Source organism: Bradyrhizobium sp. th-b2 (genome assembly GCF_000426785.1).
Taxonomy (GTDB): Bacteria; Pseudomonadota; Alphaproteobacteria; order Rhizobiales; family Xanthobacteraceae; genus Bradyrhizobium; species Bradyrhizobium septentrionale.
On record NZ_AUGA01000001.1, the window covers coordinates 89,694 to 113,133 of the forward strand.

Sequence of the window (23,440 nt, forward strand, 5' to 3'; positions counted from 1 at the left end):
TATCCGGACAAGAGGCCGGACAGCCGCCAAGGGGTGGAAGAACCGAGGGTCGCTTACGTCCATCAGGACACGAGGCGGCCAGCCTCCCTCTCCAGGGATGCCGTTGAAGGTCTCACCACTCTTTGCAACCGTGACTGGCAGCCGGAGGCGAACCGGCGCACCCCGCTCTCAACGGGGGACGCGACTTAAAGCAACGACGGATCGGGCTTTTTTGGTCTCTACCGGCAGTCCAAAGCCGGCGCGGGCTACTGAAAAGGCTTGTCCTTCATTGCCAGGTGAGCGGGCGGGAAACTCTCCCAACCAATCCACGGCAGCACAGTCTGGTTTGAGTCTTTTGGCTTCGTTGCGCCTCCATCGCGCAATGTGGCCAGAGCACTCCTATCCGACGTCACGTTGATGCGGATCCCGTCGCTGGGGCCGTTGGAGAGTGCCATGACCGAACGTATCCAGGAATTCCTGCGTCACCGCCGCAGCGAAGGTCTCGACACCGAGCCGTGCCTCGTCGTCGACCTCGACGTCGTGCGCGACAATTACCAGACCTTCGCGAAGGTGCTGCCGGACAGCCGCGTGTTCTACGCGGTGAAGGCCAACCCGGCGCCCGAAGTGCTGTCGCTGCTCGCCTCGCTCGGCTCCTGCTTCGACACCGCGACCGTTGCGGAGATCGAAATGGCGCTGGCCGCCGGCGCGACGCCGGACCGCATCTCCTATGGCAACACGATCAAGAAGGAGCGCGACATTGCGCGTGCCTTCGCGCTCGGCATTCGCCTGTTCGCGGTCGACTGCGCCGCCGAGGTCGAGAAGATCTCCCGCGCCGCTCCCGGCGCCAAGGTGTTCTGCCGCATCCTCTATGATTGCGCCGGTGCCGAGTGGCCGCTGTCGCGCAAGTTCGGCTGCGACCCGGAGATGGCGGTCGACGTGCTCGACCTCGCCAAGCGCCTGGGGCTGGAGCCGTGCGGCATCTCGTTCCATGTCGGCTCGCAGCAGCGCAAGGTGAAGGCGTGGGACCGCGCGCTCGCGATGGCCTCGACCGTGTTCCGTGACTGCGCCGAGCGCGGGATCAACCTCACCATGGTCAACATGGGCGGAGGTTTCCCGACCAAGTACCTCAAGGACGTTCCGCCGGTCCTGCAGTATGGCCGGTCGATCTTCCGCGCGCTGCGCAAGCATTTCGGCAACCAGATCCCGGAGACGATCATCGAACCGGGCCGCGGCATGGTCGGCAATGCTGGAATCATCGAGACCGAAGTCGTTCTGATCTCGAAGAAGAGCGATGAGGACGAGGTGCGCTGGGTCTATCTCGACATCGGCAAGTTCGGCGGTCTCGCCGAGACGATGGACGAGTCGATCCGCTACGCCATCCGTACCCCGCATGACGGGGCGGACATGACGCCGTGCGTGCTCGCGGGCCCGACCTGCGATAGCGCCGACGTGCTGTACGAGAAGCTGCCGTATCCGCTCCCGGTGACGCTCGAGATCGGCGACAAGCTGCTGATCGAAGGCACCGGCGCCTATACGTCGACCTACTCGTCGGTGGCGTTCAACGGCATTCCGCCGCTGAAGACCTACCACATCTGACCCGCCTCCTTTTCGAGGCCTGATAAACCGGGAGCCGGCCCCGCCGGCTCCTTCCCGATCATTTTTGATTTTCTGAACGACGCTTGCCGCGGCGTACGACACGCCGTTGCAAGCGGGGACTGACGTGCCATGACTGCAAAACGGAACACCCCCGTTGCCCTCATCCGACAAGCCGCTCCGTTCGCGATCCGTGCGGAGCGAGCCTCGGACGTCGTCGCGCGCGAGGCGCTGCTGGATGCCTGCTTTGGCGAAAATCGCCATGCCCGCATTTGCCAGCGCCTGCGCGACGGACGCGCGCCCGCCGAAGGCCTGAGCCTTGCGGCCGTGCGCCAGGACGGCCGGCTGGTTGGAACCGTGCGGTCGTGGCACGTCAGCGCGGGGGGCCGCAGCGCGCTGATGCTAGGGCCGCTGGCAGTCGACGATGACTGCCGCGGCCTCGGCGTCGGCGCCGCGCTCATGCAGCGCGCGCTCGCCGCCGCCAAGGCGCGTGGCCATGGCGCGGTGATCCTGCTTGGCGATGCGCCCTACTACGCCCGTTTCGGCTTCTCTGCCGGCAAGACCGGCGAGCTGTCGCTGCCCGGTGCTTTCGAGCGCGACCGGCTGCTCGGCCTCGAGCTTGTCGAGGGAGCGCTTGATGGCGTCTGGGGCATGATCACGCCGACCGGCGCAGTGCCTAAGGTGAAGGCATCCCGGACCCGGAAGGCACCGCTCGCCGTGCCGCACGCGGCGTAAGGCGGCGGCCATGTCGGACCACTTTCCCGCAACCGACGGCGCGCGCCCGCGTTGGCGAGGCCTCGTCACCACGGTCATGCTGATCCTGATCTCGGTCATGATCGTCAGGGACATCCTGATCCGGCGCTGGACCGGTGCGCCTCCGGCGCCGCCGGACACCACGCAGCAGTCCCACTAGCGCCGGCCGCAGGGCCAAAACCCAAGTCAGAATCTCAAGTCAGAATGCCAGGTCAGAATCCGGGGGTTGCGCGGGCGGCAAAAATGCCCGTAAACCCCGCGCAAGGCCATTTTCAGCCGAGGTCCGACATGTCCCGCCGCCTGATTTCCACCGGCTCTCCGTTCGAGAAGACCGCCGGCTACAGCCGTGCCGTGATCGACGGCGATTTCGCCTTCGTCGCGGGAACCACCGGCTACGACTACACCACCATGACCATGCCCGCCGATGTCACGAGCCAGTCACGGAACTGCTTCAAGACCATCGAAGCTGCCCTCAGGGAGGGCCGCTTCGCGATGGCCGACATCGTCCGCGCGACCTACTACCTCACCGACGTCAATGACGCGGACGCCCATTTCGCGGTCTGCGGCGAGGTTCTCGGCGACATTCGCCCGGCGGCGACACTGCTGATCGTCGCGGGGCTCTACAAGCCCGAGATGAAGGTCGAGATCGAAGTCACCGCGAAGCGTCGCAACCCCTGATCCACTCTACCCGCCGCTAGGCACTCTCCTGGAGAATATGATGAGCCCCTCCTCGCAGATCCACGCGAAAATCACCGGCCCCATTGTCATGATCGGCTTCGGCTCGATCGGCAAAGGCACGTTGCCGATGATCGAGCGGCATCTCGACTACGACAAGTCGCGCGTCACCGTGATCGACCCGAAGGACGAGGGCCGCAAGGCACATTGCGAGAAGCAGAATGTGAAATTCATCCAGAAGGCCGTGACCAAGGACAATTATCGCGAGTTGCTGACCCCGCTGCTCACTGAAGGCGGCGGCCAGGGTTTTTGCGTCAATCTCTCGGTCGATACCGGCTCCACCGACATCATGGAGCTCTGCAACGAACTTGGCGCTCTTTATATCGACACCGTCAACGAGCCTTGGCTCGGCTTCTATTTCGATTCGTCGAAGGGCCCGGAAGCGCGCTCCAACTACGCGCTTCGCGAAGTGACGCTGGCCGCCAAGAAGGCGCGCCCCGCGCGCTCGACGACAGCCGTCTCCTGCTGTGGCGCCAACCCCGGCATGGTCTCCTTTTTCGTCAAGCAGGCGCTGCTCAATGTCGCCGCTGATCTGAAGCTCAATGCCCCCAAGCCGAAGACCAAAGCCGAATGGGCGGACCTGATGCGGCAGGCCGGTATCAAGGGCATCCACATCGCCGAACGCGACACCCAGCGCGCCAAGTCGCCGAAGGAGCCCGATGTCTTCGTCAACACCTGGTCGGTGGAAGGTTTCCTGTCGGAAGGCGTGCAGCCGTCCGAACTCGGTTGGGGTACCCATGAGAAATGGATGCCCGAGAATGCGCGTACCCACGAAGCCGGCTGCGGCGCTGCCATCTATCTGATGCAGCCCGGCGCCAACACGCGCGTGCGGACCTGGTGCCCGACCCGCGGCGCGCAGTATGGCTTCCTCGTCACCCACAACGAGTCGATCTCGATCGCCGATTACTTCACGGTGCGTGACGCATCGGGCACGGCGATCTACCGGCCGACCTGCCACTATGCCTATCATCCGGCTGACGATGCCGTGCTGTCGCTGCATGAAATGTTCGGCCGCGCAGCGAAGATGCAGGAAAAGCACCACATCCTCGATGAGAACGAGATCGTCGATGGCATCGACGAACTCGGTGTGCTGCTGTTCGGCCACGACAACAATGCCTACTGGTACGGCTCGCAGCTCTCCATCGAAGAGACCCGCAAACTCGCGCCCTACCAGAACGCCACCGGCCTGCAGGTGACCTCGGCCGTGCTCGGCGGCATGGTGTGGGCGCTGGAAAACCCGAACCAAGGCATCGTCGAGGCCGACGAGATGGATTTCGATCGGCTGCTGGAAATCCAGCTGCCGTATCTCGGCCCGGTGAAAGGGTTCTACACCGACTGGACCCCGCTGACGGATCGTCCGGGGCTGTTTCCGGAGGATATCGATACCAGCGATCCTTGGCAGTTCCGGAATATTCTGGTGCGCTGATCCCGGAGCGCAGTCGATCGATCAAAATGCCCGGCTTCGCGCCGGGCATTTTGCTGTCGGCCGCCGCTCACTTCGCCATGTAGTCGAACGCCACCGAGCCGAGGCCGAGCGTCAGGTCCGCCTTGTAATGCAGCGCCGAGACCACCTCGCGCACCGGCAGACGGGCGACGTCGCACAGCGCGTGCGGAAACAGGCCGAGCGCGGCGGGACCGGTCCAGGCTTCCTTCAGCACGACATCGTCGAGATGAAAGCGCACCAGCTCGCAGATCCGCGGGGTGCCGTCGACATGCGGGATGATCTTCAGGATGAAGTTCGGCGCCTTCATCGCATTCAGCACGGTGTCGTGGTCGACCTTGCGGTGCTTGTAGCCCATGGTGGCGGAGGCGCACAGCACCGAGCCGTAATGCAGCGAGCCGACGAGGACATCGCTTTCGATCTCGATCTTGGGCCGCGCCAGCTTCTTCGGAAATCCCCACAGCTCGCGGCCGCCGGCGATCGGGGCCTCGTCGTCGAGATACATCGCGTGGGTATAGGCCCCGAGCTCACCCTTGAAGCGGACCGGGATCACCTGCCCGGTCTCGGTGTAGTCGCCGAAGCCGGTCGAGTCGGGCATGCGGATGAATTCATACTTCACCACCGGCTCGGCGACCTCGAGCGGCTCCGGCACCACGGCCGCGAGCGCTTCGGGGTCGGTCTTGTAGGTGATGATGAAATATTCGCGGTCGAAGAACCGGTACGGCCCCGGCGGGAACGACGGGTTGGTGAGCGGCATCGAATAGGCGGTGCGGCGGACGTCCTCGATCTTCATGAAAGGCCCCGATCTGTCGTTGGCGAGACGGCAGATTATGGCGGGCGCGGGCGGCGGAAGCGAGACCGTATAAGCGGCAGCGTTCGTCAAATGCGCGTCACAATGCGCCGGCCGGCAGCGGCTATTTCTTCTCGATCGGCGGCGCCGTCTTCTCGGCGGGTGCCGGCGGCAATGCCGGCCTGGCACCGGCCTTCTGCGCGTCGGCGTCGGGACGGGCCGGCTGCGGAGCCGGTGTGGTCGGCCGCTCGCCGCCGGGTTTCGACTCCGCCGGCGCGGTCTGCTGCGGCTCGGGCGACGGCGTGGTCTGCAGCGGCTGCGTCGCCTGCGCCATCTCCTGCGGCGGGGCCGCGTTGATCGCGTGCAGCGACAGCGCCGCGATCGCGACGCCCGCCACCACCAGTGTGGAGGCGATCAGCATGTCGTTCCGCAGCCTGGTCCGATCCGAAGCCATCTCGCTCACCTGCATTGTCAGCGAGGTCAACGATCCTGCCATGGCATGGTTCCGACGCGCCCGGCTGCGGAACCCAGCCTCAATCCGTGGTGCTGATCTCCCAAGTCGCGTGCCGCACGCCGGGCTGATGCTGCAGGTCGACCACCACGGCATTCAGCTCATTGGGGTCGACCGCGGTGGAGACCAGTGTGGCCACGATCTCCAGGAAGTCGTCGCCGGCCTCGACCACATTGACATCGGCGACCGGATAGTTCGCGGCCTCGAGCTTTTCGACCACGCGGTCGCGCATGTCGGGCAGCGCCTCGGGAGTGACCGCGAGCTTGAAGTAGTAGGTCGCCTCCGAGGCCTTCTCGTTCAGCGGGATGCGGTTGATGGCATTGACCAGCGGACGCAGCAGCGTGTTGCCGGCGATCACGAACACGGTCAGCGCGGCCGCCTGCGCCACCAGATCCGCGCCGGCGCAGGAGCCGACCGCGGCCGAGGCCCACAGCGTCGCCGCGGTGTTGAGGCCGCGCACGTCCATGCCCTGCTTCATGATGACGCCGGCGCCGAGGAAGCCGATTCCCGACACCACATAGGCGATCACCCGCACCGCGCCGTCGGCACCAGCCAGATGCATTGCGAGATCGACGAAGGCGGCCGCGCCGACCGCGACCAGCACATTGGTGCGCAGCCCCGCGGTGCGCTGCCGGTACTGCCGCTCAGCGCCGATCAGCGTGCCGAGCACAAAGGCGGTCGCCAGGCTGACCAGCGTGTCGATGAAGTCGGCGAGCTGGAATGTGGTGAGAAATCGCATGACGCTGCCCCGGCGCGAGCTTCGGATGCCGCGATCTCTTACATTTCCAGGATGCCCGCGTCACCATCTTCCGTGCCGAAGGCGAGCAGCGTGCCCTTGGCATTCCAGCCCAGCGCCGACACCGCCACACCGGCGTTCCGTCGTACCAGGATTTCGGCGCCGTCTTCGAGCCGGACCATCAGCACGGTGCCGTCGGCATAGCCGACCGCCATGACGTCGTTCTTCGGATGGCAGGCGACCACCGCGACCCGCGCCGGCATCGGCGCCAGCATCGCCGGCTCCTTGCCCATCGGGCCATCCTTGCTGGTGAACGGCCAGACGATCACGGTATCGGCGCCCGAGGTCGCGAGCCCCTTGCCGCCGGCGCTCCATGACATCGAGCGCACCCGGCCGGGATAGCCGCTCATCCGCATGTGCCTGTTATCGGCGAGCCGCCAGCCATGCATCGCCGGCTCGTGCATCGCGGTGACGAGGAATTTGTTGTCCGGGCTGAACATCACGGCGAGATGCGAGCCAGCCCATTCCAGAAACTCCGGATTGGCCGCCATGTTGGGAAACCACAGTGTCACGCCGTTGTAATGCGCGATCGCAAGCCGCAGGCCCTTCGGCGCGAAGGCGAGCCCGCCGACCGTCGACGGCACCTCGAAGGTTTTCGCTTCGCCCTTGGCGCCCTGAACGAACGCGGTCTTGCCCGCCGACCACGCCACGGTGCCGTCGCCATGCAGCGCGACATTGTCGATCCAGCGCCGCTTGGCGTCGGTCGCGATGGTCGAGGTCTCGCCCTTGGCGTCGATCGCGATCAGCTTGCCGTCGTCACCGCCAGTGACAATCCGCTTGCCGTCGGAGGCCGCGCACAGGATGGCACCGAAATGCGTCTCCGTCCGCGTGAACTCGCCGTCGGCGGTCGCGATCGCGATGCTCTCCTCGGCGCCGACGAAGAACGCGCGGTCGCCGAGGAAATGCACCGAGCCGACCGACGCGCCGAGCGCAAGCGGCTTGACGCGGTCGGTGATCGAAACGATGGAAGAAGGGGCCTCGCCCGGATCGAACTCTTTCATCACGTGGTGATGCACTGCTCGAAGCCGTCGCGGATCGCCTGCTCCGGCAGTTCGCGACCGATGAACACGACGCGGCTCTCGCGCTTCTCGCCGTCCTTCCATTTCCGCTGGTGGTCGCCCTCCAGCATCATGTGAACGCCCTGGAACACGTAGCGGTCGTCATCGCCGGTGAAGGCGAGGATGCCCTTCGAGCGCAGGATCTTCTGGCCCTCGGTGGCGACGAGCTGCTGCAGCCAGGGCATGAACTTGGTCGCGTCGAGCGGCTTCTCCGAGCGCAGCGACAGCGATTGCATGTCCTCGTCGTGATAGTGCTTCAGCCCATGGCCATGGCCGTGATCATGATGATGGTGGTGATCATGGTCGTGATGATGATGATCGTGGTCGTCGCCGGCCTCGAGGAAATCGGGCTCGATCTCCAGGATGCGGTCGAGGTCGAACGCGCCGCGCTCCAGCACGTCTGATATCCCGACCTGGCAACGCTCGGTGCGATGCAGCTTGGCATATGGATTGATGCCGCGGATGCGCGCCTCGACCTCGGCGAGCTCGGGCTTGGAGACGAGGTCAGTCTTGTTCAGCACGATGACGTCGGCAAACGCGATCTGGTTCTTGGCTTCCGGGGCGTCCTTGAGGCGGTCGCTCAGCCATTTGGCGTCGGCGACGGTCACGACCGCGTCGAGCCGGGCGTTCTTCTGCACGTCCTCGTCGACGAAAAAGGTCTGCGCGACCGGCGCCGGATCGGCCAGGCCGGTGGTCTCGACGATGATGGCGTCGAATTTGCCCTTGCGCTTCATCAACCCGTCCATGATGCGGACGAGGTCGCCGCGCACCGTGCAGCAGACGCAGCCATTATTCATCTCGAACACTTCCTCATCGGCACCGATGATGAGGTCGTTGTCGATGCCGATCTCGCCGAATTCGTTGACGATGACGGCGTATTTCTTGCCGTGGTTCTCCGACAGGATGCGGTTGAGCAAGGTGGTCTTGCCGGCGCCGAGATAGCCCGTCAGCACGGTCACAGGAATTTTTTGCGAAGCTTCAGCCATAACAACTCCGAATTGGGGCCGCGCTCAGCCCCGGCAGGGAGGCCCCTGCCCCTAGTCGGCGAGCGCGCTGGTCAGGGCCTTTATATTGTGCCTGACCATATCAATGTAAGTGGGGACTTGGCCCTTTTCGCCGGTCAAACTGTCCGAATACAGGGTGCCGCCGACCCTGATCCCGGTCTCGGCCGCGATCCGCTCGATCAGGCGCGGATCGCTGATGTTTTCGAGAAAAACTGCTGGAATTTTTTCAGCTCTGATCTGGGAAATGATGGCGGCGATATCGCGTGCGCTGGGCTCGGAATCGGTGGAGACCCCGAGCGGAGCGATGAAGGCGATGCCATAGGTATCGGCGAAATAGCCGAAAGCGCCGTGGGTCGAGATCACCTTGCGCCGGCCTTGCGGTATTTTCGCCACCGCCTCGCGGACCTCGCGGTCGAGCGCGTCGAGCTTCGCCAAATAGGCCTCGGCATTGGCCTTGATAACAGCGGCATCGTTGGGGGACACGGCCACCAGCGCGTCGCGGATGTTGCCGACATAGACCTTTGCATTGACGACCGATTGCCAGGCATGCGGATCCTCATGGCCGCCACGCTGGCGCGGCGTGATCCCCGTCGTCGCCACCACGACCGGCGCCTTGCTCCCGGAGGCCTGCACCAGCCGAGGCATCCAGCCCTCGAAGCCGAACCCATTGACGACAAGCAGCCGCGCAGAAGCGACTGTCTTGGCGTCCGCCGGCGTCGGCGCATAGACATGGGCGTCGCCGTCGGGCCCGACCAGCGCCGTGACATCGACCCTGTTACCACCGACATTCCGCACCATGTCGGCGAGGATCGAGAAGCTCGCGACGACATTGATACGCTCCGCAGCGCACGCCGGGCCGCTCGCCACCGCCAGCGCCAGACACATCAACCCGAGCAAACGCCGCATCGCACTCACGCCTCGAGATGGCGGCCGGGGAACAGCTGCCGCACCAAACCACTGACATTGCCGAACAGCAGCGACACAATATAAAGCCCCGCCGCGACCAGGATGATCGCGGGGCCGGAGGGAATCCGGGTCTGGTACGACAGCACCAGCCCGGCATAACCGGACACAATCGCGCTCGCGACCGCGATGCAGATCATCGTCGTGATGTCGCGCGACCAGAACCGCGCAATGCCGGCGGGCAGGATCATCAGCCCGACGCCGAGCAGCGTGCCGAGCGCGTGGAAGCCGTTGACGAGGTTGACCACGACAAGCGCGAGAAAGGCGAGATGCGCCGGCGCGCCGGCCCGGCTCACGGTGCGCAGGAACACCGGATCGACGCATTCGATCACCAGCGGACGATAGATCACCGCGAGCACCAAAAGCGTGATGGTGGCGTTGAACGCGATCACCAGCAGGGTCTGGTCGTCCATCGCCAGGATATTGCCGAACAGCACATGCAGCAGGTCGATATTGGTGCCCTTGATGGAAACAATCGTGACGCCGAGCGCGAGCGAGACCAGATAGAAGGTCGCGAGCGAAGCGTCCTCCTTCAGCTCGGTGGTGCGGGCGACCAGGCCCGCGAGCAGCGCCACGGTGAAGCCCGCGATCAGGCCGCCGGTCGTCATCGCGAACAGACTGAGCCCGGACAGCAGGAAACCGATCGCCGCCCCCGGCAGGATCGCATGCGCCATGGCGTCGCCGACCAGGCTCATCCGCCGCAGCATCAGAAACACGCCGATCGGCGCGCCGCCGAGCGACAGCGCGATCACCGCCGCCAGCGCGCGGCGCATGAACTCGAATTCGGTGAAGGGCGTGATCAGCGCGTCAGTGAGCATTGGCGTCAGGCAGCCCGCGAGCGCGGATCGGCGGCGCAGGCGCCGGCAGAGTCGTCGAACGCCTCGCACATCCGCATCGCGACCATCAGATTGTCCGCCGTCAGCGCCTCTGCGGTCGGGCCCCATTCCACCGGGCCGCGCGCCAGGAGCAGCGTCTCGGGGAAATTGTTGCGCACCATGTCGAGGTCGTGCAGCGCCGCCAGCACCGTGCGCCCCTCGCCGTTCCAGCGCTTCACCAGCGCCAGCAAATCGGCTGACGTCTTGGCATCGATGGCGTTGAACGGCTCGTCGAGCACGATCAACCGGGCATCCTGCAGCAGCACGCGCGCGAACAGCATGCGCTGCATCTGGCCGCCGGACAGCGTGCCGATCGGGCGGTTCTCAAAACCGTTGAGGCCGACGGCGGCGAGCGCCGCCAGAATCTTCTCGCGCGCACCCTTGCCGATGCCGCCGAAGAAACCGGTGGTGCGCCACAGCCCGGTGCCGACGAAATCGAACACCGAGATCGGGAACGTGCGGTCGATGTCGGCGGACTGCGGCAGATAGGCGATGTCGCGATGGTCGAGCCCGTCGAGATCGATCACGCCCGACAGCGGCTTGAGCACGCCGGCGATGCCGCGCAGCAGCGTCGACTTGCCGGCGCCGTTGGGGCCAATCACGGCAAGCAGCGCGCCCGCCTCGACGGCACCGTTGAGATGATGCACCGCCGGATGGCGGTCATAGCCAAGCGTAACGTCGCGGAATGTGACAAGGGCACCCATACTCACCTCATCGCCAGCCAGACCACGCCCCACAGGCAGGCCGAGACCGCGAGCGCCGCGGCCAGCCGCGCCGGCACGGTCATGCGCAGGATCGACCAGTGGGCCGTCTGGGCCGGATGCCCCGCCGGGCCGTGGCTGTGGGCATGCGGATGGGGGTGGCCGTGCTGGTGGTCGTGATCGTGGGTATGCGTATGCGCCATGGACAGACTGTTATATTATAACATAACGCGAGTCTACAAACGAGGAACTCATGGCGGATCCGCAAAACCGGGAGAGATTTGAGCTGCGACGGCAGAGTGACACCCTCGTCCATGTCTTCGTCTGCAAGACGCGCCCCGATGGAACCGTCGGCTACCAGCGCCAGGATCAGGATCAAGGCCAGGATTTCTGGATCTGGCACCGGCCGGATTGGGGGGTAGGTGGCCTGGGATCCGCAGAGCCAATCCTGCACCGGCCGCCCCTGAAGCGTGCTGCCGGCCAGATGCAGGTTGTGAGGCGCACCTGTGCGCTCAAATTCCGCCGTCGTCCCGGCGCAGGCCGGGACCCATAACCACAGGATTGGGTTGGTAGGAAAGCTGTGGCCCCAGCGTCGCGCAACCATCACCTTCGGTGGTTATGGGTCCCGGCCTGCGCCAGGACGACGATGAATTTGTTGCACCACTTGTACGTCACACTCCAACGGCCCCTTCAGTGGGCCGATGTCGGATCGGTCGTGTCGTAGACCACGCCGCAGACCCTGTGCGCGTAGCAGGAACGCAGATGACATCGTTGATCCAGTGCACAGCCGCCGTAGATCAGGGCGAAATAGCCGAGCACGGCGAAGGCGGTCACGCCAAGAAGGCATCTGGTCCAAACATCCATCGACGGCCGCCTCACCCCGTGTGCGAGTTGCACCACCACGCGCCCATACCCTTCGTATGATTTGACCGTAAACAGGTTCGTCCCCGCCTCACGCCTCTCTTGCGTAGCTCTTCAACCTTGCCTCGAGCACCGCCATCACCTGGTCGCGGACCGGGTCACGGGAGCCTTTCAGCCAAGCGGCGGCGAGTGGCAGGCGGCCGGCGGCACTGCCGCGCTTGAGTCTGAGGGGAACGAAACGCACGCCGGGGATCGCCATCCGCGCGGTCCAGCGCGGCACGATGGCAACGCCGAGCCGCGCCGCGACCATGTTGACGATGGTCTGCTTCTCGTCGGCGATCTCCTGGATGCGCGGCGTCAACCCGGCCTCGTCAAACAGTTTTGTCGTGAGATCGTGGCTGTGCGGCCGCGAGCGGCGCTCCGGCACGATCAAAGGCTGATCGGCGATGTCGGGCAGCACGATCTGCTTACGCCGCGCCAGCGCATGCTTGTGCGACAGCGCCACCACGGCGGTTTCCCGAAATAACGGAATGAACTCGATGCGGCGGTCGGGCCGCTCCGGCGGGCGCACAAAAGCGAGATCGAGCGCGCCCGACAGCAGCTTTGGCAAGAGACGGATGGTCTTCTCCTCGAGCAGCTGCACCGCGACATCGGGATGGGCGACGCGGAGGTCGCGCAGCAGCGGCGGCAACAGGCCGGCCGCGGCGCTGTCGATCGCACCGATCCGGAAGCGCCGCGCCTGTGGCTTGCGCAGCCGGCGGCGAAAGCCGTTCTCGATCGCTTCGGCGCGGCCGAGCAACTCGCGCCCCTCGCGCAGCAGCGTCGCGCCGTCCTCGGTCAACGACACCGCGCGCGTGGTGCGCGCGAACAGCCGCACCCCGAGATCTTCTTCCAGGAGCTTGATGTGGCGGCCGAGCGCCGACGGCATCATCTGCAGGCGCTGTGCGGCGCGGCCGAAATGCAGTTCCTCGGCAGCCGCGACGAAGCAGCGAAGCTGGTGCAGTTCCAAGATTTTCGTTCCCGGCTTTCTGTGATCGTCATGGCCGAGCTTGTCCCGGCCATGACGTGCCGAGGGCGCGTCGCTCGCGGCGATTATATCATTTTTTTGTATAAACCGGCGCGGATTGAAGCGGAAGGGCGCGAGCCTCTAGGGTTCCCGGTGGCGCGGCGAAATGCGCCGTCCCAACAAACAAGACGAACCCCGGGGAAGCCCATGGAAAGCGAGCTTGGCACTCGCGTGTTGCGCAAGATCTCACTGCGCATCGTGCCGTTCATCATGCTGCTGTACTTCGTGGCCTTCATCGACCGGGTCAATATCGGCTTCGCGTCGCTGACCATGAACAAGGACATCGGCCTGTCGCCGACCGTCTATGGCTTCGGCGCCGGTATCTTCTTCTGGGGCTACTTCCTGTTCGAGGTGCCCTCCAACATCATCCTGCACAAGATCGGTGCGCGGATCTGGATCGCGCGGGTGATGATCACCTGGGGCCTGGTCTCGGCGGCGATGGCGCTGGTGCAGGGCGCGACCAGCTTCTACGTGCTGCGCTTCCTGCTCGGCGCCGCGGAAGCCGGCTTCTTTCCCGGCATCATCCTCTATCTGTCCTACTGGTTCCCGGCCCGGCAGCGCGCCGCCGTCACCGCGCTGTTCATGGCCGCAGCCCCGCTGTCGACGGTGCTCGGCTCGCCGGTGTCCGGCGCGCTGCTGGAGATGGACGGCCTGTTCGGCTTCAAGGGCTGGCAATGGCTGTTCGTGCTGGAAGCCGTGCCCGCCGTGCTGCTCGGCTTCGTGGTGCTGGGCTTCCTGACCGACCGGCCGGAGCAGGCCAAATGGCTTGCCAACGACGAGCGCGCCTGGCTGGTCAAGACCATGAAGGCGGAGAACGACGGCAAGGCCGCGACCGCGAGCCACAGCATCTGGCGCGGCCTTGCGGACCCGCGCGTGCTGGCGCTGTCGCTGGTCTATTTCGGCACCTCGGCCGGGCTCTACACGCTTGGTGTGTGGGCGCCGCAGATCATCAAGGCGTTCGGCCTGTCGTCGCTGCAGGTCGGCTTCCTCAACGCGGTGCCGGCGACAATTGCCGTGATCGCGATGGTGCTGTGGGCACGGCATTCCGACCGCACCGGCGAGCGCACCTGGCACGTTGTGCTGGCCTGCCTGGTGGCATCAGCGGGACTCGCGCTGGCCGGACTTTGGACCGGCCTTGCCGCCGTGATCGCGGCGCTGACCTTGGTCAATATCGGCATCTCCTCGTCCAAGCCGCCACTGTGGAGCATGCCGACCATGTTCCTGTCGGGCTCGGCCGCCGCGGCCGGGATCGCCACCATCAACTCGATCGGCAATCTCGGTGGCTTCGTCGGGCCGGCGATGATCGGCTGGATCAAGGAGCGCACCGGCAGCTTCGAGGGCGGCCTCTATTTCGTCGCTGCCCTGCTGGTGCTCTCAGCCGTGCTCACGCTGCTGCTGTCGCGCGCGCAAGCCGCGCCAGTGCAGGCCGAACCGCAACCCAATCCCGTGCAAACCCGCTAACAACAGATCCGGAGACAACCCATGCGCACCCATTCCATCGCCGCCATCCCCGCCGACGGCATCGGCCCCGAAGTGATCTCCGCGGGTGTCCGCGTGCTCGAGGCGCTGGCAAAGCGCAGCGGCGACATCAGCTTCAACGTCAAGACCTTCGACTGGGGTTCGGACTATTACAAGAAGCACGGCGTGATGATGCCGGCCGACGGCCTCGCCGAGCTCAAGAAGTTCGACGCGATCTATTTCGGCGCGGTCGGCGCGCCCGATGTGCCGGACCACATCACGCTGTGGGGCTTGCGGCTGCCGATCTGCCAGGGCTTTGACCAATACGCCAATGTGCGGCCGACAAAGATCCTGCCCGGCGTCGCCTCGCCGCTGCGCAATGTCGGCGTCGGCGATCTCGACTGGGTGATCGTGCGCGAGAACTCCGAAGGCGAATATGCCGGGATGGGCGGCCGCGCGCACAAGGGCCTGCCGGAGGAGGTCGGCACCGAAGTCGCGGTATTCACCCGCGTCGGCGTGACGCGGATCATGCGCTATGCATTCCAGCTCGCGCAGTCGCGGCCGCGCAAATTCCTCACCGTGGTGACCAAGTCGAACGCGCAGCGCCACGGCATGGTGATGTGGGACGAGATCGCGGCCGAGGTGGCGCGGGAGTTCCCCGACGTCACCTGGGACAAGATGCTGGTCGACGCCATGACGGTGCGGATGACGCTGCATCCGAAGAGCCTCGACACGATTGTGGCAACCAATCTGCACGCCGATATCCTCTCGGATCTCGCAGGCGCACTGGCCGGCAGCCTCGGCGTCGCGCCGACCGGCAACATCGATCCGCAGCGCCGCTTCCCCTCGATGTTCGAGCCGATCCACGGCTCGGCCTTCGACATCACCGGCAAGGGCATCGCCAATCCAGTGGCGACCTTCTGGACCGGCGCGCAGATGCTGGAGCACCTCGGCGAAAAGGACGCCGCCGTGCGATTGATGGCGGCAGTCGAGAAGGTCTGCGCCGCCGGCGTGCTGACGCCCGACGTCGGCGGCACGGCGACGACCAAGGAAGTGACGGATGCGGTGATCGACGCGATCCATGGATCGAATGTGTGAGGCGCGGTCGCGCCGCTGCATCATTGAAGTAAGGTGAGCACGCTGCTCGGGCTCCCTCCCCCCTTGCGGGGGAGGGTTGGGGAGAGGGGCGCACTTGCTCCGCTCTCAGTTAGAAGCGGCGACACTTGCTGCGCAGGTTGATGGCGTCGTCGCTTCATCACTCGCATCACGCCCGGGGCCACCCCTCTCCCCGCCCTCTCCCGCAAGGGGAGAGGGAGCCTGAGAGGGTGCTCACCTTACGAGGTCCGTACGCTTACCTCACGAAAGCGTCTCCGCCTCCGCGCAGTTCGTCAGCCGCGCCGGCACGCCGACGGCGGTGCAGCCGGCGGGCACATCCGAGGTCACCAGCGCGCCGGCGCCGATCTTGGCGAAATCGCCGATCGTGAGATGTCCGATCACCGTTGCGCCGGCACTGAGCAGCACACCGCGGCCGATGGTCGGGGCGTGGCGCGGGTCGTCCTGATGGCGCGCGATGGTGACGTTCTGCAAAATCGTGACCTCGTCGCCGACAGAAGCCAGCGCGCCGATGATGATGCCGGTGCCGTGATCGAGGAACACCGCGGTTCCGATTTGGGCCGACGGGTGAATGCTGATCTGCAACTGGTCCGCAGCCGCACTCTGCATCAGCAGCGCGAGGTCGGGGCGATCTTCGCGCCACAGCCAGTTCGACACGCGCCAGGCCTGCAGCGCGGCGTAGCCCTTGAAGTTGAGAAGCGGCGGCAGGAAGCCTGAGATCGCCGGATCGCGGCGGACGATCGCCGTGAGATCAACTGCTGCGGCATCGACCAGCGCGGGCTCGGCCGCATACGCCTCGCGGGCCGCACGCGCAAACTGCGCACGATCGGCCTCGGCGCGGCCGATGCGCCGGCCGATCAGGAACGCGAGCGCGCCGCCGAGCTCGCCCTGATCGAGGATGAAGGCGGCCGACGCCTCGAGGAAGGGATCGGCGACGACGGCGGCTTCCGCTTCGCGCCGGATCGAACGCCAGAGATCGTCAGAACTCGCCGTCACATGCGTCGCCATGATCTTCGCCTCATCGTCCGGGCCGCCGACGATAGAGTGGGCGCGACCACCCCAAAATGCAAACCGCCCGCTTGCTCATCGCAAACGGGCGGCTCAGGGCCATCAGGTGTTATGGGGGCACATCGCCTGAAGGCTCAGCGCTTGCCTCGCGTGATCAGCTCTGCGGCGGCTGGTCGTTCGGCGGGGTCGGACGGGTCTTGTGTTGCGCCATGAAGGCGTCGAACTCTTCCTTGTCCTTGGCGTGGCGCAGGCGATCGAGGAAGTTCTTGAACTCGACCTGCTCCTCCTCGAGACGGCGCAGCGTGTCCGTGCGGTACTCGTCGAAGGCGCGGTTGCCGCTCGAGGGCGAACCGAAGCCGCCGAACGGGAAGCCGCGGCGCTCCATGCGGCTCTTCATCCGCTCCATCCTGTCCTGCATGCGCTCCATCTTGTTCTGCCAGCGATCCATGTCGTTGTGACTCCAACAGGCCATCTTTCTGCTCCCGAGTGTGAAAAAGAGAAGGGCGAGACCGATCGGCCACCAGATCATGAAACCAAGGATGATCCCGGCGATCTTCAGGGGATGCCACGGCGTCGCGTAGAAGTAGGGGCGGTAGGGTTCTTCGACGGGGCCGCGCCAGCGATTGACATCAGCGGTGTAGGCCATTTCCTTCTCCATGACGGCATCACGCCGTTGTGAATGTAAATAACATTTACATAGATAGCCGACCCCTTGGGAAAGTCAAGCAGCGCGAATGACGCACCCCTGGGATTATTTTTGAAATTTTATTTCGGCTTGCCCCAGGGACCCGCCTTGTCACCAGCGGGCATGTCGTCGGCGGGCGCCTCGGCACCCGGCCTGCGATCGGTGAGGAAGCCGAGGCCGCGCAGATAGATCAGCACTTCGGCTTCGAGCAGATCTTCCGGCGACATCGGCAGCTTGCGCCGCGCCGCATCGCCGCGGCCGAACAGCGAGGCGACGCCATGCGACATCGACCAGATGTGCAGCGCCATCATCATCGCCGGCGGGCGCGGCGTGGCGGGCGGCGCCAGCGCCGCGAGCCGCTCGGCGGCGGCGCGGATGATCGCAAACGCGCGTTCGCTCGCGGCCATCAGGGTCGGATTGGAATCGACCGGCAGGCCGGATTCGAACATCGCGGAGTAGAACGCAGGCTCCTCGCGAGCAAAGGCGAGATAGGCCTTGCCGACGCGCTCGAACGCCGAGACGGTGTCGGGACGGCCGTCGTCCCAGGCCTGCGTCAAGAGCGCCTCGAACTGCTCGAAGCCGCGCTGCGCGATGCTGGCGATCAGCTCGTCGCGGTCGCGGAAATGCCGGTACGGCGCGGCGGGGCTGACGCCGGCCATCCGCGCGGCGTCGGCGAAGGTGAAGCCGGCCGGCCCTTTCTTCGTGATCAGGTCGAGGGCTGCCTGCAGCAACGCCTCTTTGAGATTGCCGTGATGATAGCCGCGCTCGGCGCGGCCTTGGTCCTTGCGCCAGCTCATGTGAACGGCTTTTACATGAGCCGGCGGTAAAGGTCACTAGGCCACCGGTCCTGGCCGACCCAGGACCGGCGGCCTGGATTCTTGTTTCAACGCGTTCTCCGCGCGGAAAACGCTATGCGGCGGGGCGCGGGTTAATCAAGATTAACGGATAGGTGGCGCAGGCTCGCTGCTCTCGACCAGAGCAGCCCGGCTCAAGCCAATGGCTCCATCTTCCCCTTCCCCCTGAAAGGGGGAAGGTCGGGATGGGGGTCAGCCGCAGGCGACGAAGCATGTGGAGAGAGCAGATCCCCACCCGCTTTGCCCTGGCGAGCAAAGCGACCTCCCCTTTTCAAGGGGAGGTGAATGGTCCGGCCTCAGCGGCCCGGGATCGGCAGCACAGGCATTATCTCGACGGCCTCGCCCGGGAAGATCGCAAAATGCGGGTGGTTCTCGAACAGGTTTGCCGCCGCTTCGTGCGACGCCGCGCGCACCACGGTGAAGCCGGTCATCAGATTGGCGATGTCGGCGGTGCCGTCAGCGGCGACCTTCTTGGTCTTGCCGAGCGGTCCGCCCATCTCGACGATCACGTCGTGGTGCTTCTCGACCCAGGCTCCCCAGGCGGCCATGCCCTGCTGCTCCTTGGCACGCCGCTCGGCCTCCGGCATCGCGTTCCAGGCTGCCATCCGCGAACCGGTTTTGCCGCCGCCGAGATAGACGGCGAGGAAGGTGTTGGTGCTCATCTTGCGTCTCCGTTGTGGTGGTTGGTTGATCGTCAGTGCGTGTCGCGATGACGCTCTGAAGCGGCACCGCTTTCTTGGTGGTTAGCGCAGCGCCTTGCCCCAGCCGCCCTGCGGGTGCTCGAAGGTGGCGGCGGCCTGCTGCACCTCCTCGGAGAAGTCGGCCATCTCCTGCACCTGGCGGATCTCGATCATCTCGTTGGCGGACGCCGGGCACTTGCTGGCCCACTCGATCGCTTCAGTGCGCGAGGCGACATCGATCATCCAGAAGCCGCCGATCACTTCCTTGGCCTCGGTGAACGGACCGTCGGTCACGACGGGCAAGCCGCTGTCGAACCTGACCCGCGCGCCGGTCGCCGGCGGATGCAGGCCTTCCAGCGTGATCAGCACGCCGGCATCCTTGAGCGCCTGGTTGTATCGCATCATCGCGGCGACCCGTTCCGGGTCGAGCTCGAGCTTGGCCGGCGCGGACTCGTAGCCCTGCGGGATCATCAGCATCATGAAACGCATTGGTCGATCTTCCTTGCTTGTTGAATTACTCGCCTTCGTCATCTCGGGCATGCGCCGTCGGGCGCAAGCCCCGCAATAACGAAGACGTCACTTCTTTGCGGCCTGCGCGCGCAGCCGCTCTCCCCGCTCGCGCAGCTCGGGCGTCAGCGCCTCGCCAAAATCCTCCGCAGCAAACACCTGACGGATCTCGATCTCGGAGCCGCCGTCGAACGGCGCGCGCTTCATCCAGCCAATCGCTTCATCGAGCGATTTGGTCTCGATCAACCAGAAGCCGCAGACGAGATCGCCGGTCGGGCTGAACGGTCCGTGGCTCACGGTGCTCTGCCCGCCGGCATATTTGACGCGGGCGCCCTTGTTGGTCGGATGCAGGCCCTCGCCGGCCTGCATCACGCCGGCCTTGACCATCTCCTCGTTGAACTTGCCCATCGCGGCGAGCAGCTCGGTGCTCGGCATCACGCCGGCCTCGGTATCCTTGTTCGCCTTCACGATCACCATGAACTTCATCGTCCTGCTCCGTTGTGTTGGACCGGCGGTTGCCGGTGCTCGTCAGAAGGACGACGCCGCTCTTGCCACGCCGACAGGTCGAACGAAATTATTTCGGAGGTCATTGCATCGCGCGCCACGGCCTTCAGCGCTCCTGCCTGACGAGTTCGCCGTCCTGATGCGACGGACCGAAATAGACGTCGATGCGCGACACCTTGTCGCCGTCGAACACGACAAACTCGGTGTTGCGAAAGCTCTTGCCGTCGCGGCCGACGCAGCGATAGGTGACGAAGGCCTCTGTGCCATCGACCATGATGCGCTCGATCTCGTGGCGGCCGATCCAGCCAGAGTCGCGCCAGCACTCGGCGAAATAGCGCGGCTTGTCGATGTTCTCGCCGTAGGGTGTCGAGAAGCGGAAATCCTCCGCAAATGCCGCTTCGACCGCCGCGCGGTCATTGGCGAGATAGGCGGCGAAGAGCCCGCGGATGATCTCCGCCCTGTTGCCAGCTGCAGCCATGTCGTCTCCACACAATTCGCCCGGGCCTCCGGAGCGCGCTCCAGAACCCGGGCCTCAGGGAGATGACGAACGGGGCGGCGCGAAAACGACATCGCGCCGCGATTTATTTTCAGGCCCGGCTGGGACTTCAGCCTTCCCTGGGGAACATGCCGAAATAGGGTTCGGCCTCCCCGAGGACGCGCGCGAAGGACGGCCGCGCCTGCAGCCGCGCCAGATAGCCGGCCAGATGCGGATGGCCGTCGCCGAACGGCTCGACCTTGTTGCCGTAGAACAGCGCCGGCGCGGCGGCACAATCGGCCAGCGAGAAACGTTCGCCCATCATCCAGCCGCCATGCGCGAGTTGCTGCTCGAGAATGGCATAGGAGGTACGGAGCTGCGCCCGTGCCTCCGCGACGCCATGCGGGTCCTTGGTGTCCGCCGGCCGCAGCCGGTCGCCGACGATCCGCTGCATCGGCAGATGGACATAGAGATCGAGGAAGCGATCACGCAGCCGGGTCTGCAGCGCGAGCTCCTGATCTTCGGGGATCAAGGCGACGGCGCCGGGATAATGCCGGTCGAGATATTCGATGACGATGCTCGATTCCGGCACCGTCTCGCCCCGCGTCTCGTCGCGGAGCACGGGGAAACGGCCGATCGGCCACAGCGCGAGCAGCGCCGCGCGTTGCGCGGCATCGCCGAGATTGACCAAATTGGGCGTGAACAGTGCGCCGTTCTCGTAGAGCGCGACCAGCGCCTTCCAGCAGAACGAGGACAGCGGGTGGTAATGCAGGGTGAGCGACATCAGAACTCCATCATGAAACCAGTGCCCGGAGGACGAAGCGGAGAACGCGCTGCCGACATCCGGCACAGCAATTATTTTTCGCAGTCGCCGGGCATGGATATGAGCCTGGACATTGAGCATCAACGCGACGCGCATTCGTCGAGCACGCGAATCACGATGCTGGATTGTTTTGCGAAGCGGTCAGCAATATCAGCCTTCGTAATAGGTCTATCAGCGTTGCTGAAGTGCACGCGTTCCGATCATCCGCATCAGACGAAAGTTGTCATCGATTTTCGTCCGTAGGATTACGGTAAACATCGCATGCTGACTATGGATGCTAACGTGCACATCGGAAAATTTCTTCGCAAGTTGAAATAGATGCGCGCGCGACACAACGCGTTGTGCAGTCCGTGCCAGGCCCGCGCGACCATCAGGCTTTACCGATGCTAAACGGCTCGCTGCAACCTTTCCGTGAGTTGCCTCGATCCGCTTTTCCGCATCCCTTTCTTTTGAACCTTCACGGAGCCCTGATGTTCAGTTTCCGCAACAAGGCAACCATCGACAGTGCGCTGGCGCAAGCCGCTGCGATCGGCAAGTCGCAGGCGGTGATCGAGTTCAAGCTCGACGGCACCATCGTCACCGCAAACGAGAACTTCCTGAACGCGATGGGCTACACGCTCGACGAGATCAGGGACAAGCACCACAGCATGTTCGTCGAGCCGGCCTATCGCGACAGCCACGACTATCGCGCGTTCTGGGCGAGCCTCAACCGCGGCGAATTCCAGGCCGCGCAGTACAAGCGCGTCGCCAAGGGCGGCCGCGAGATCTGGATCCAGGCCTCCTACAACCCGATCCTGGACAAGAGCGGCAAGCCGGTCGGCGTCATCAAGTTCGCCACCGACATCACCACGCAGAAGATCCACAGCATGGAGGACGCCGGCAAGATCGCCGCGATCGGCCGCGCCCAGGCGGTGATCGAGTTCAATATGGATGGCACCATCGTCAATGCCAACGAGAACTTCCTCGGCGCGATGGGCTATTCGCTCGCCGAGATCCAGGGCAAGCATCACAGCATCTTCATGCCGCCGGCCGACCGCGACAGCGCGGCCTATCGCGATTTCTGGGCGCGGCTGAACCGCGGCGAGTTCGAGGCCGGCGAATTCAAGCGCATCGCCAAGGGCGCCAAGGAGATCTGGATCCTCGCCACCTACAACCCGATCCTTGACGACCGCGGCAAGCCGTTCAAGGTGGTCAAGTTCGCGACCGACGTCACCCAGCAGAAGCTGAAGGCCGCCGACAATGACGGCCAGATCGACGCGATCGGCAAGTCGCAGGCGGTGATCGAGTTCAACATGGACGGCACGATCCGCACCGCGAACCCGAACTTCCTCGGCGCGATGGGCTATTCGCTTGCCGAGATCCAGGGCAAGCATCACAGCATGTTCGTCGAGCCGGTCGAGGCGAGTTCGGCCGGCTATCGCGAGTTCTGGGGAGCGCTGAACCGCGGCGAGTTCCAGGCCGCCGAGTACAGGCGCATCGCCAAGGGCGGCCGCGAGATCTGGATCCAGGCTTCCTACAACCCGATCCTCGATCTCAACGGCAAGCCCTACAAGGTGGTGAAATACGCCACCGACATCACCGCGCAGGCGATCGGCCGCAAGAAGGCCGACAGCGCGCGCGGCCTGATCGAGGCGGTCGCCGCCGGCAGCGAGGAGATGAGCGCCTCGATCCGCGAGATCTCGGAAACCATGACCAAGTCGAAGCAGAACGCCGCGGTCGCCTCTGGCCGCGTCGAGGCTGCCGACGGCCAGGCGCAGAAGCTCAATGCCGCAGCTCAAGCGATGAGCGGCATCGTCGAGATGATCTCGAGCATTACCGGACAGATCAACCTGCTCGCGCTCAACGCCACGATCGAATCGGCGCGTGCGGGCGAAGCCGGCCGCGGCTTCGCGGTGGTCGCCTCCGAGGTGAAGAGCCTCGCCAACCAGGCCAAGCTGGCGACCGACACGATCTCCTCGGAAATCGACGCGCTGAACTCGATCGCCGCCGAGGTGGTGACCTCGCTGTCCGAGATCAAGGCCGCGATCGCCGGCGTCAACGAATACATCACCTCCACCGCCGCCGCGGTCGAGGAGCAGAGCATCGTGACGCAGGACATGTCGACCAACATGCAGCGCGCCTCCGCCGAGCTCGCAGCGTAAGCCACGGTGCGATCCTCGAAGGGTGCACGGCCCAGGCTGGTGGCCCTGCATCCTTCGAGACACGCC

The 23,440-nt window shown here is 65.2% G+C and carries 28 protein-coding genes; 8 read left to right on the top strand and 20 right to left on the bottom strand.

From position 1 onward, the window contains the following. Nucleotides 1–245: 245 nt before the first annotated feature. Nucleotides 246–434 carry a hypothetical protein gene (locus tag K359_RS0100350; protein ID WP_029077539.1) on the bottom strand — a complete coding sequence of 63 codons (189 nt, stop codon included), beginning with the start codon at nt 432–434 and terminating at the stop codon, nt 246–248. On the opposite strand from K359_RS0100350, the gene K359_RS0100355 reads away from it, so the two are divergent. The 5 genes from K359_RS0100355 to K359_RS0100375 all read left to right on the top strand — a co-directional run bounded on the left by K359_RS0100355 (nt 433) and on the right by K359_RS0100375 (nt 4,486). Then, nucleotides 433–1,575 carry a type III PLP-dependent enzyme gene (locus K359_RS0100355; RefSeq protein ID WP_029077540.1) on the top strand — a complete coding sequence of 381 codons (1,143 nt, stop codon included), beginning with the start codon at nt 433–435 and terminating at the stop codon, nt 1,573–1,575. The two genes, K359_RS0100350 and K359_RS0100355, sit on opposite strands and share 2 nt — an antisense overlap. Nucleotides 1,576–1,704: 129 nt before the next feature. Further along, nucleotides 1,705–2,307, top strand: a complete 603-nt coding sequence (locus K359_RS0100360) for a GNAT family N-acetyltransferase (protein WP_029077541.1) — start codon at nt 1,705–1,707, stop codon at nt 2,305–2,307. A 10-nt stretch (nt 2,308–2,317) separates the two neighbouring features. Then, complete coding sequence (locus K359_RS63090; protein WP_165126393.1) at nt 2,318–2,485, top strand: hypothetical protein; 168 nt, start codon at nt 2,318–2,320, stop codon at nt 2,483–2,485. Between the two features lie 128 nt (nt 2,486–2,613). Further along, on the top strand, nt 2,614–3,003 hold the full coding sequence (locus tag K359_RS0100370; RefSeq protein WP_029077542.1) for a RidA family protein: 390 nt from the start codon (nt 2,614–2,616) through the stop codon (nt 3,001–3,003). A gap of 40 nt (nt 3,004–3,043) precedes the next feature. Next, nucleotides 3,044–4,486 (top strand): homospermidine synthase, encoded by a 1,443-nt coding sequence (locus K359_RS0100375; protein ID WP_029077543.1) that lies wholly within the window; start codon nt 3,044–3,046, stop codon nt 4,484–4,486. 67 nt (nt 4,487–4,553) lie between these two features. Here the strand turns inward: K359_RS0100375 and K359_RS0100380 are convergent, their stop codons facing one another. The 11 genes from K359_RS0100380 to K359_RS0100435 all read right to left on the bottom strand — a co-directional run bounded on the left by K359_RS0100380 (nt 4,554) and on the right by K359_RS0100435 (nt 13,069). After that, nucleotides 4,554–5,294 carry an acetoacetate decarboxylase gene (locus K359_RS0100380; protein ID WP_029077544.1) on the bottom strand — a complete coding sequence of 247 codons (741 nt, stop codon included), beginning with the start codon at nt 5,292–5,294 and terminating at the stop codon, nt 4,554–4,556. 121 nt (nt 5,295–5,415) lie between these two features. Continuing rightward, on the bottom strand, nt 5,416–5,787 hold the full coding sequence (locus K359_RS0100385; RefSeq protein WP_245284480.1) for a hypothetical protein: 372 nt from the start codon (nt 5,785–5,787) through the stop codon (nt 5,416–5,418). Nucleotides 5,788–5,824: 37 nt separating this feature from the next. Next, the gene (locus K359_RS0100390; RefSeq protein ID WP_029077546.1) at nt 5,825–6,541 is read right to left on the bottom strand and encodes an MgtC/SapB family protein; all 717 of its coding nucleotides are present in this window, start codon (nt 6,539–6,541) and stop codon (nt 5,825–5,827) included. 38 nt (nt 6,542–6,579) lie between these two features. Further along, a complete protein-coding gene (locus tag K359_RS0100395; RefSeq protein ID WP_029077547.1) occupies nt 6,580–7,599 on the bottom strand; it encodes a WD40 repeat domain-containing protein in 1,020 nt (339 codons plus the stop codon). Continuing rightward, a complete protein-coding gene (locus K359_RS0100400; RefSeq protein WP_029077548.1) occupies nt 7,599–8,642 on the bottom strand; it encodes a GTP-binding protein in 1,044 nt (347 codons plus the stop codon). Before K359_RS0100400 ends, K359_RS0100395 begins: the two co-directional genes overlap by 1 nt. Nucleotides 8,643–8,693: 51 nt before the next feature. Beyond that, nucleotides 8,694–9,566 carry a metal ABC transporter substrate-binding protein gene (locus K359_RS0100405; protein WP_029077549.1) on the bottom strand — a complete coding sequence of 291 codons (873 nt, stop codon included), beginning with the start codon at nt 9,564–9,566 and terminating at the stop codon, nt 8,694–8,696. A gap of 5 nt (nt 9,567–9,571) precedes the next feature. Beyond that, nucleotides 9,572–10,441 (bottom strand): metal ABC transporter permease, encoded by an 870-nt coding sequence (locus K359_RS0100410; RefSeq protein WP_029077550.1) that lies wholly within the window; start codon nt 10,439–10,441, stop codon nt 9,572–9,574. Between the two features lie 5 nt (nt 10,442–10,446). Further along, nucleotides 10,447–11,202, bottom strand: a complete 756-nt coding sequence (locus K359_RS0100415) for a metal ABC transporter ATP-binding protein (protein WP_029077551.1) — start codon at nt 11,200–11,202, stop codon at nt 10,447–10,449. 2 nt (nt 11,203–11,204) lie between these two features. Next, nucleotides 11,205–11,402 carry a hypothetical protein gene (locus tag K359_RS0100420; protein WP_029077552.1) on the bottom strand — a complete coding sequence of 66 codons (198 nt, stop codon included), beginning with the start codon at nt 11,400–11,402 and terminating at the stop codon, nt 11,205–11,207. A 487-nt stretch (nt 11,403–11,889) separates the two neighbouring features. Beyond that, nucleotides 11,890–12,063 (bottom strand): hypothetical protein, encoded by a 174-nt coding sequence (locus K359_RS63095; RefSeq protein ID WP_165126402.1) that lies wholly within the window; start codon nt 12,061–12,063, stop codon nt 11,890–11,892. A gap of 88 nt (nt 12,064–12,151) precedes the next feature. After that, the gene (locus tag K359_RS0100435) at nt 12,152–13,069 is read right to left on the bottom strand and encodes a LysR family transcriptional regulator (RefSeq protein WP_029077553.1); all 918 of its coding nucleotides are present in this window, start codon (nt 13,067–13,069) and stop codon (nt 12,152–12,154) included. 204 nt (nt 13,070–13,273) lie between these two features. Between K359_RS0100435 and K359_RS0100440 the strand changes: the two genes are divergently transcribed. Beyond that, nucleotides 13,274–14,587 (top strand): MFS transporter, encoded by a 1,314-nt coding sequence (locus K359_RS0100440; RefSeq protein ID WP_029077554.1) that lies wholly within the window; start codon nt 13,274–13,276, stop codon nt 14,585–14,587. A gap of 21 nt (nt 14,588–14,608) precedes the next feature. Further along, a complete protein-coding gene (locus K359_RS0100445) occupies nt 14,609–15,682 on the top strand; it encodes a tartrate dehydrogenase (protein WP_029077555.1) in 1,074 nt (357 codons plus the stop codon). Between the two features lie 258 nt (nt 15,683–15,940). Here K359_RS0100445 and K359_RS0100450 read toward each other — a convergent pair whose 3' ends face one another. The 8 genes from K359_RS0100450 to K359_RS0100485 all read right to left on the bottom strand — a co-directional run bounded on the left by K359_RS0100450 (nt 15,941) and on the right by K359_RS0100485 (nt 21,194). Continuing rightward, entirely contained in the window at nt 15,941–16,705 is a 765-nt protein-coding gene (locus K359_RS0100450; protein ID WP_029077556.1) for a serine acetyltransferase, read from the bottom strand. 154 nt (nt 16,706–16,859) lie between these two features. Further along, nucleotides 16,860–17,351 carry a DUF2852 domain-containing protein gene (locus K359_RS0100455; protein ID WP_029077557.1) on the bottom strand — a complete coding sequence of 164 codons (492 nt, stop codon included), beginning with the start codon at nt 17,349–17,351 and terminating at the stop codon, nt 16,860–16,862. A gap of 119 nt (nt 17,352–17,470) precedes the next feature. Next, on the bottom strand, nt 17,471–18,187 hold the full coding sequence (locus tag K359_RS0100460; protein WP_029077558.1) for a TetR/AcrR family transcriptional regulator: 717 nt from the start codon (nt 18,185–18,187) through the stop codon (nt 17,471–17,473). Nucleotides 18,188–18,540: 353 nt separating this feature from the next. After that, nucleotides 18,541–18,906, bottom strand: coding sequence for a YciI family protein (locus K359_RS0100465; protein WP_029077559.1), 366 nt, complete (start codon nt 18,904–18,906; stop codon nt 18,541–18,543). An 81-nt stretch (nt 18,907–18,987) separates the two neighbouring features. Beyond that, a complete protein-coding gene (locus tag K359_RS0100470) occupies nt 18,988–19,413 on the bottom strand; it encodes a YciI family protein (RefSeq protein WP_029077560.1) in 426 nt (141 codons plus the stop codon). Between the two features lie 87 nt (nt 19,414–19,500). After that, nucleotides 19,501–19,917 carry a YciI family protein gene (locus K359_RS0100475; protein ID WP_029077561.1) on the bottom strand — a complete coding sequence of 139 codons (417 nt, stop codon included), beginning with the start codon at nt 19,915–19,917 and terminating at the stop codon, nt 19,501–19,503. 124 nt (nt 19,918–20,041) lie between these two features. Beyond that, nucleotides 20,042–20,413: a nuclear transport factor 2 family protein gene (locus K359_RS0100480; RefSeq protein ID WP_029077562.1), complete on the bottom strand. Its 372-nt coding sequence runs from the start codon at nt 20,411–20,413 to the stop codon at nt 20,042–20,044. Between the two features lie 127 nt (nt 20,414–20,540). Next, nucleotides 20,541–21,194, bottom strand: coding sequence for a glutathione S-transferase family protein (locus K359_RS0100485; protein ID WP_029077563.1), 654 nt, complete (start codon nt 21,192–21,194; stop codon nt 20,541–20,543). A 509-nt stretch (nt 21,195–21,703) separates the two neighbouring features. On the opposite strand from K359_RS0100485, the gene K359_RS0100490 reads away from it, so the two are divergent. Then, nucleotides 21,704–23,374: a PAS domain-containing methyl-accepting chemotaxis protein gene (locus K359_RS0100490; RefSeq protein WP_029077564.1), complete on the top strand. Its 1,671-nt coding sequence runs from the start codon at nt 21,704–21,706 to the stop codon at nt 23,372–23,374. Nucleotides 23,375–23,440 lie beyond the last annotated feature (66 nt).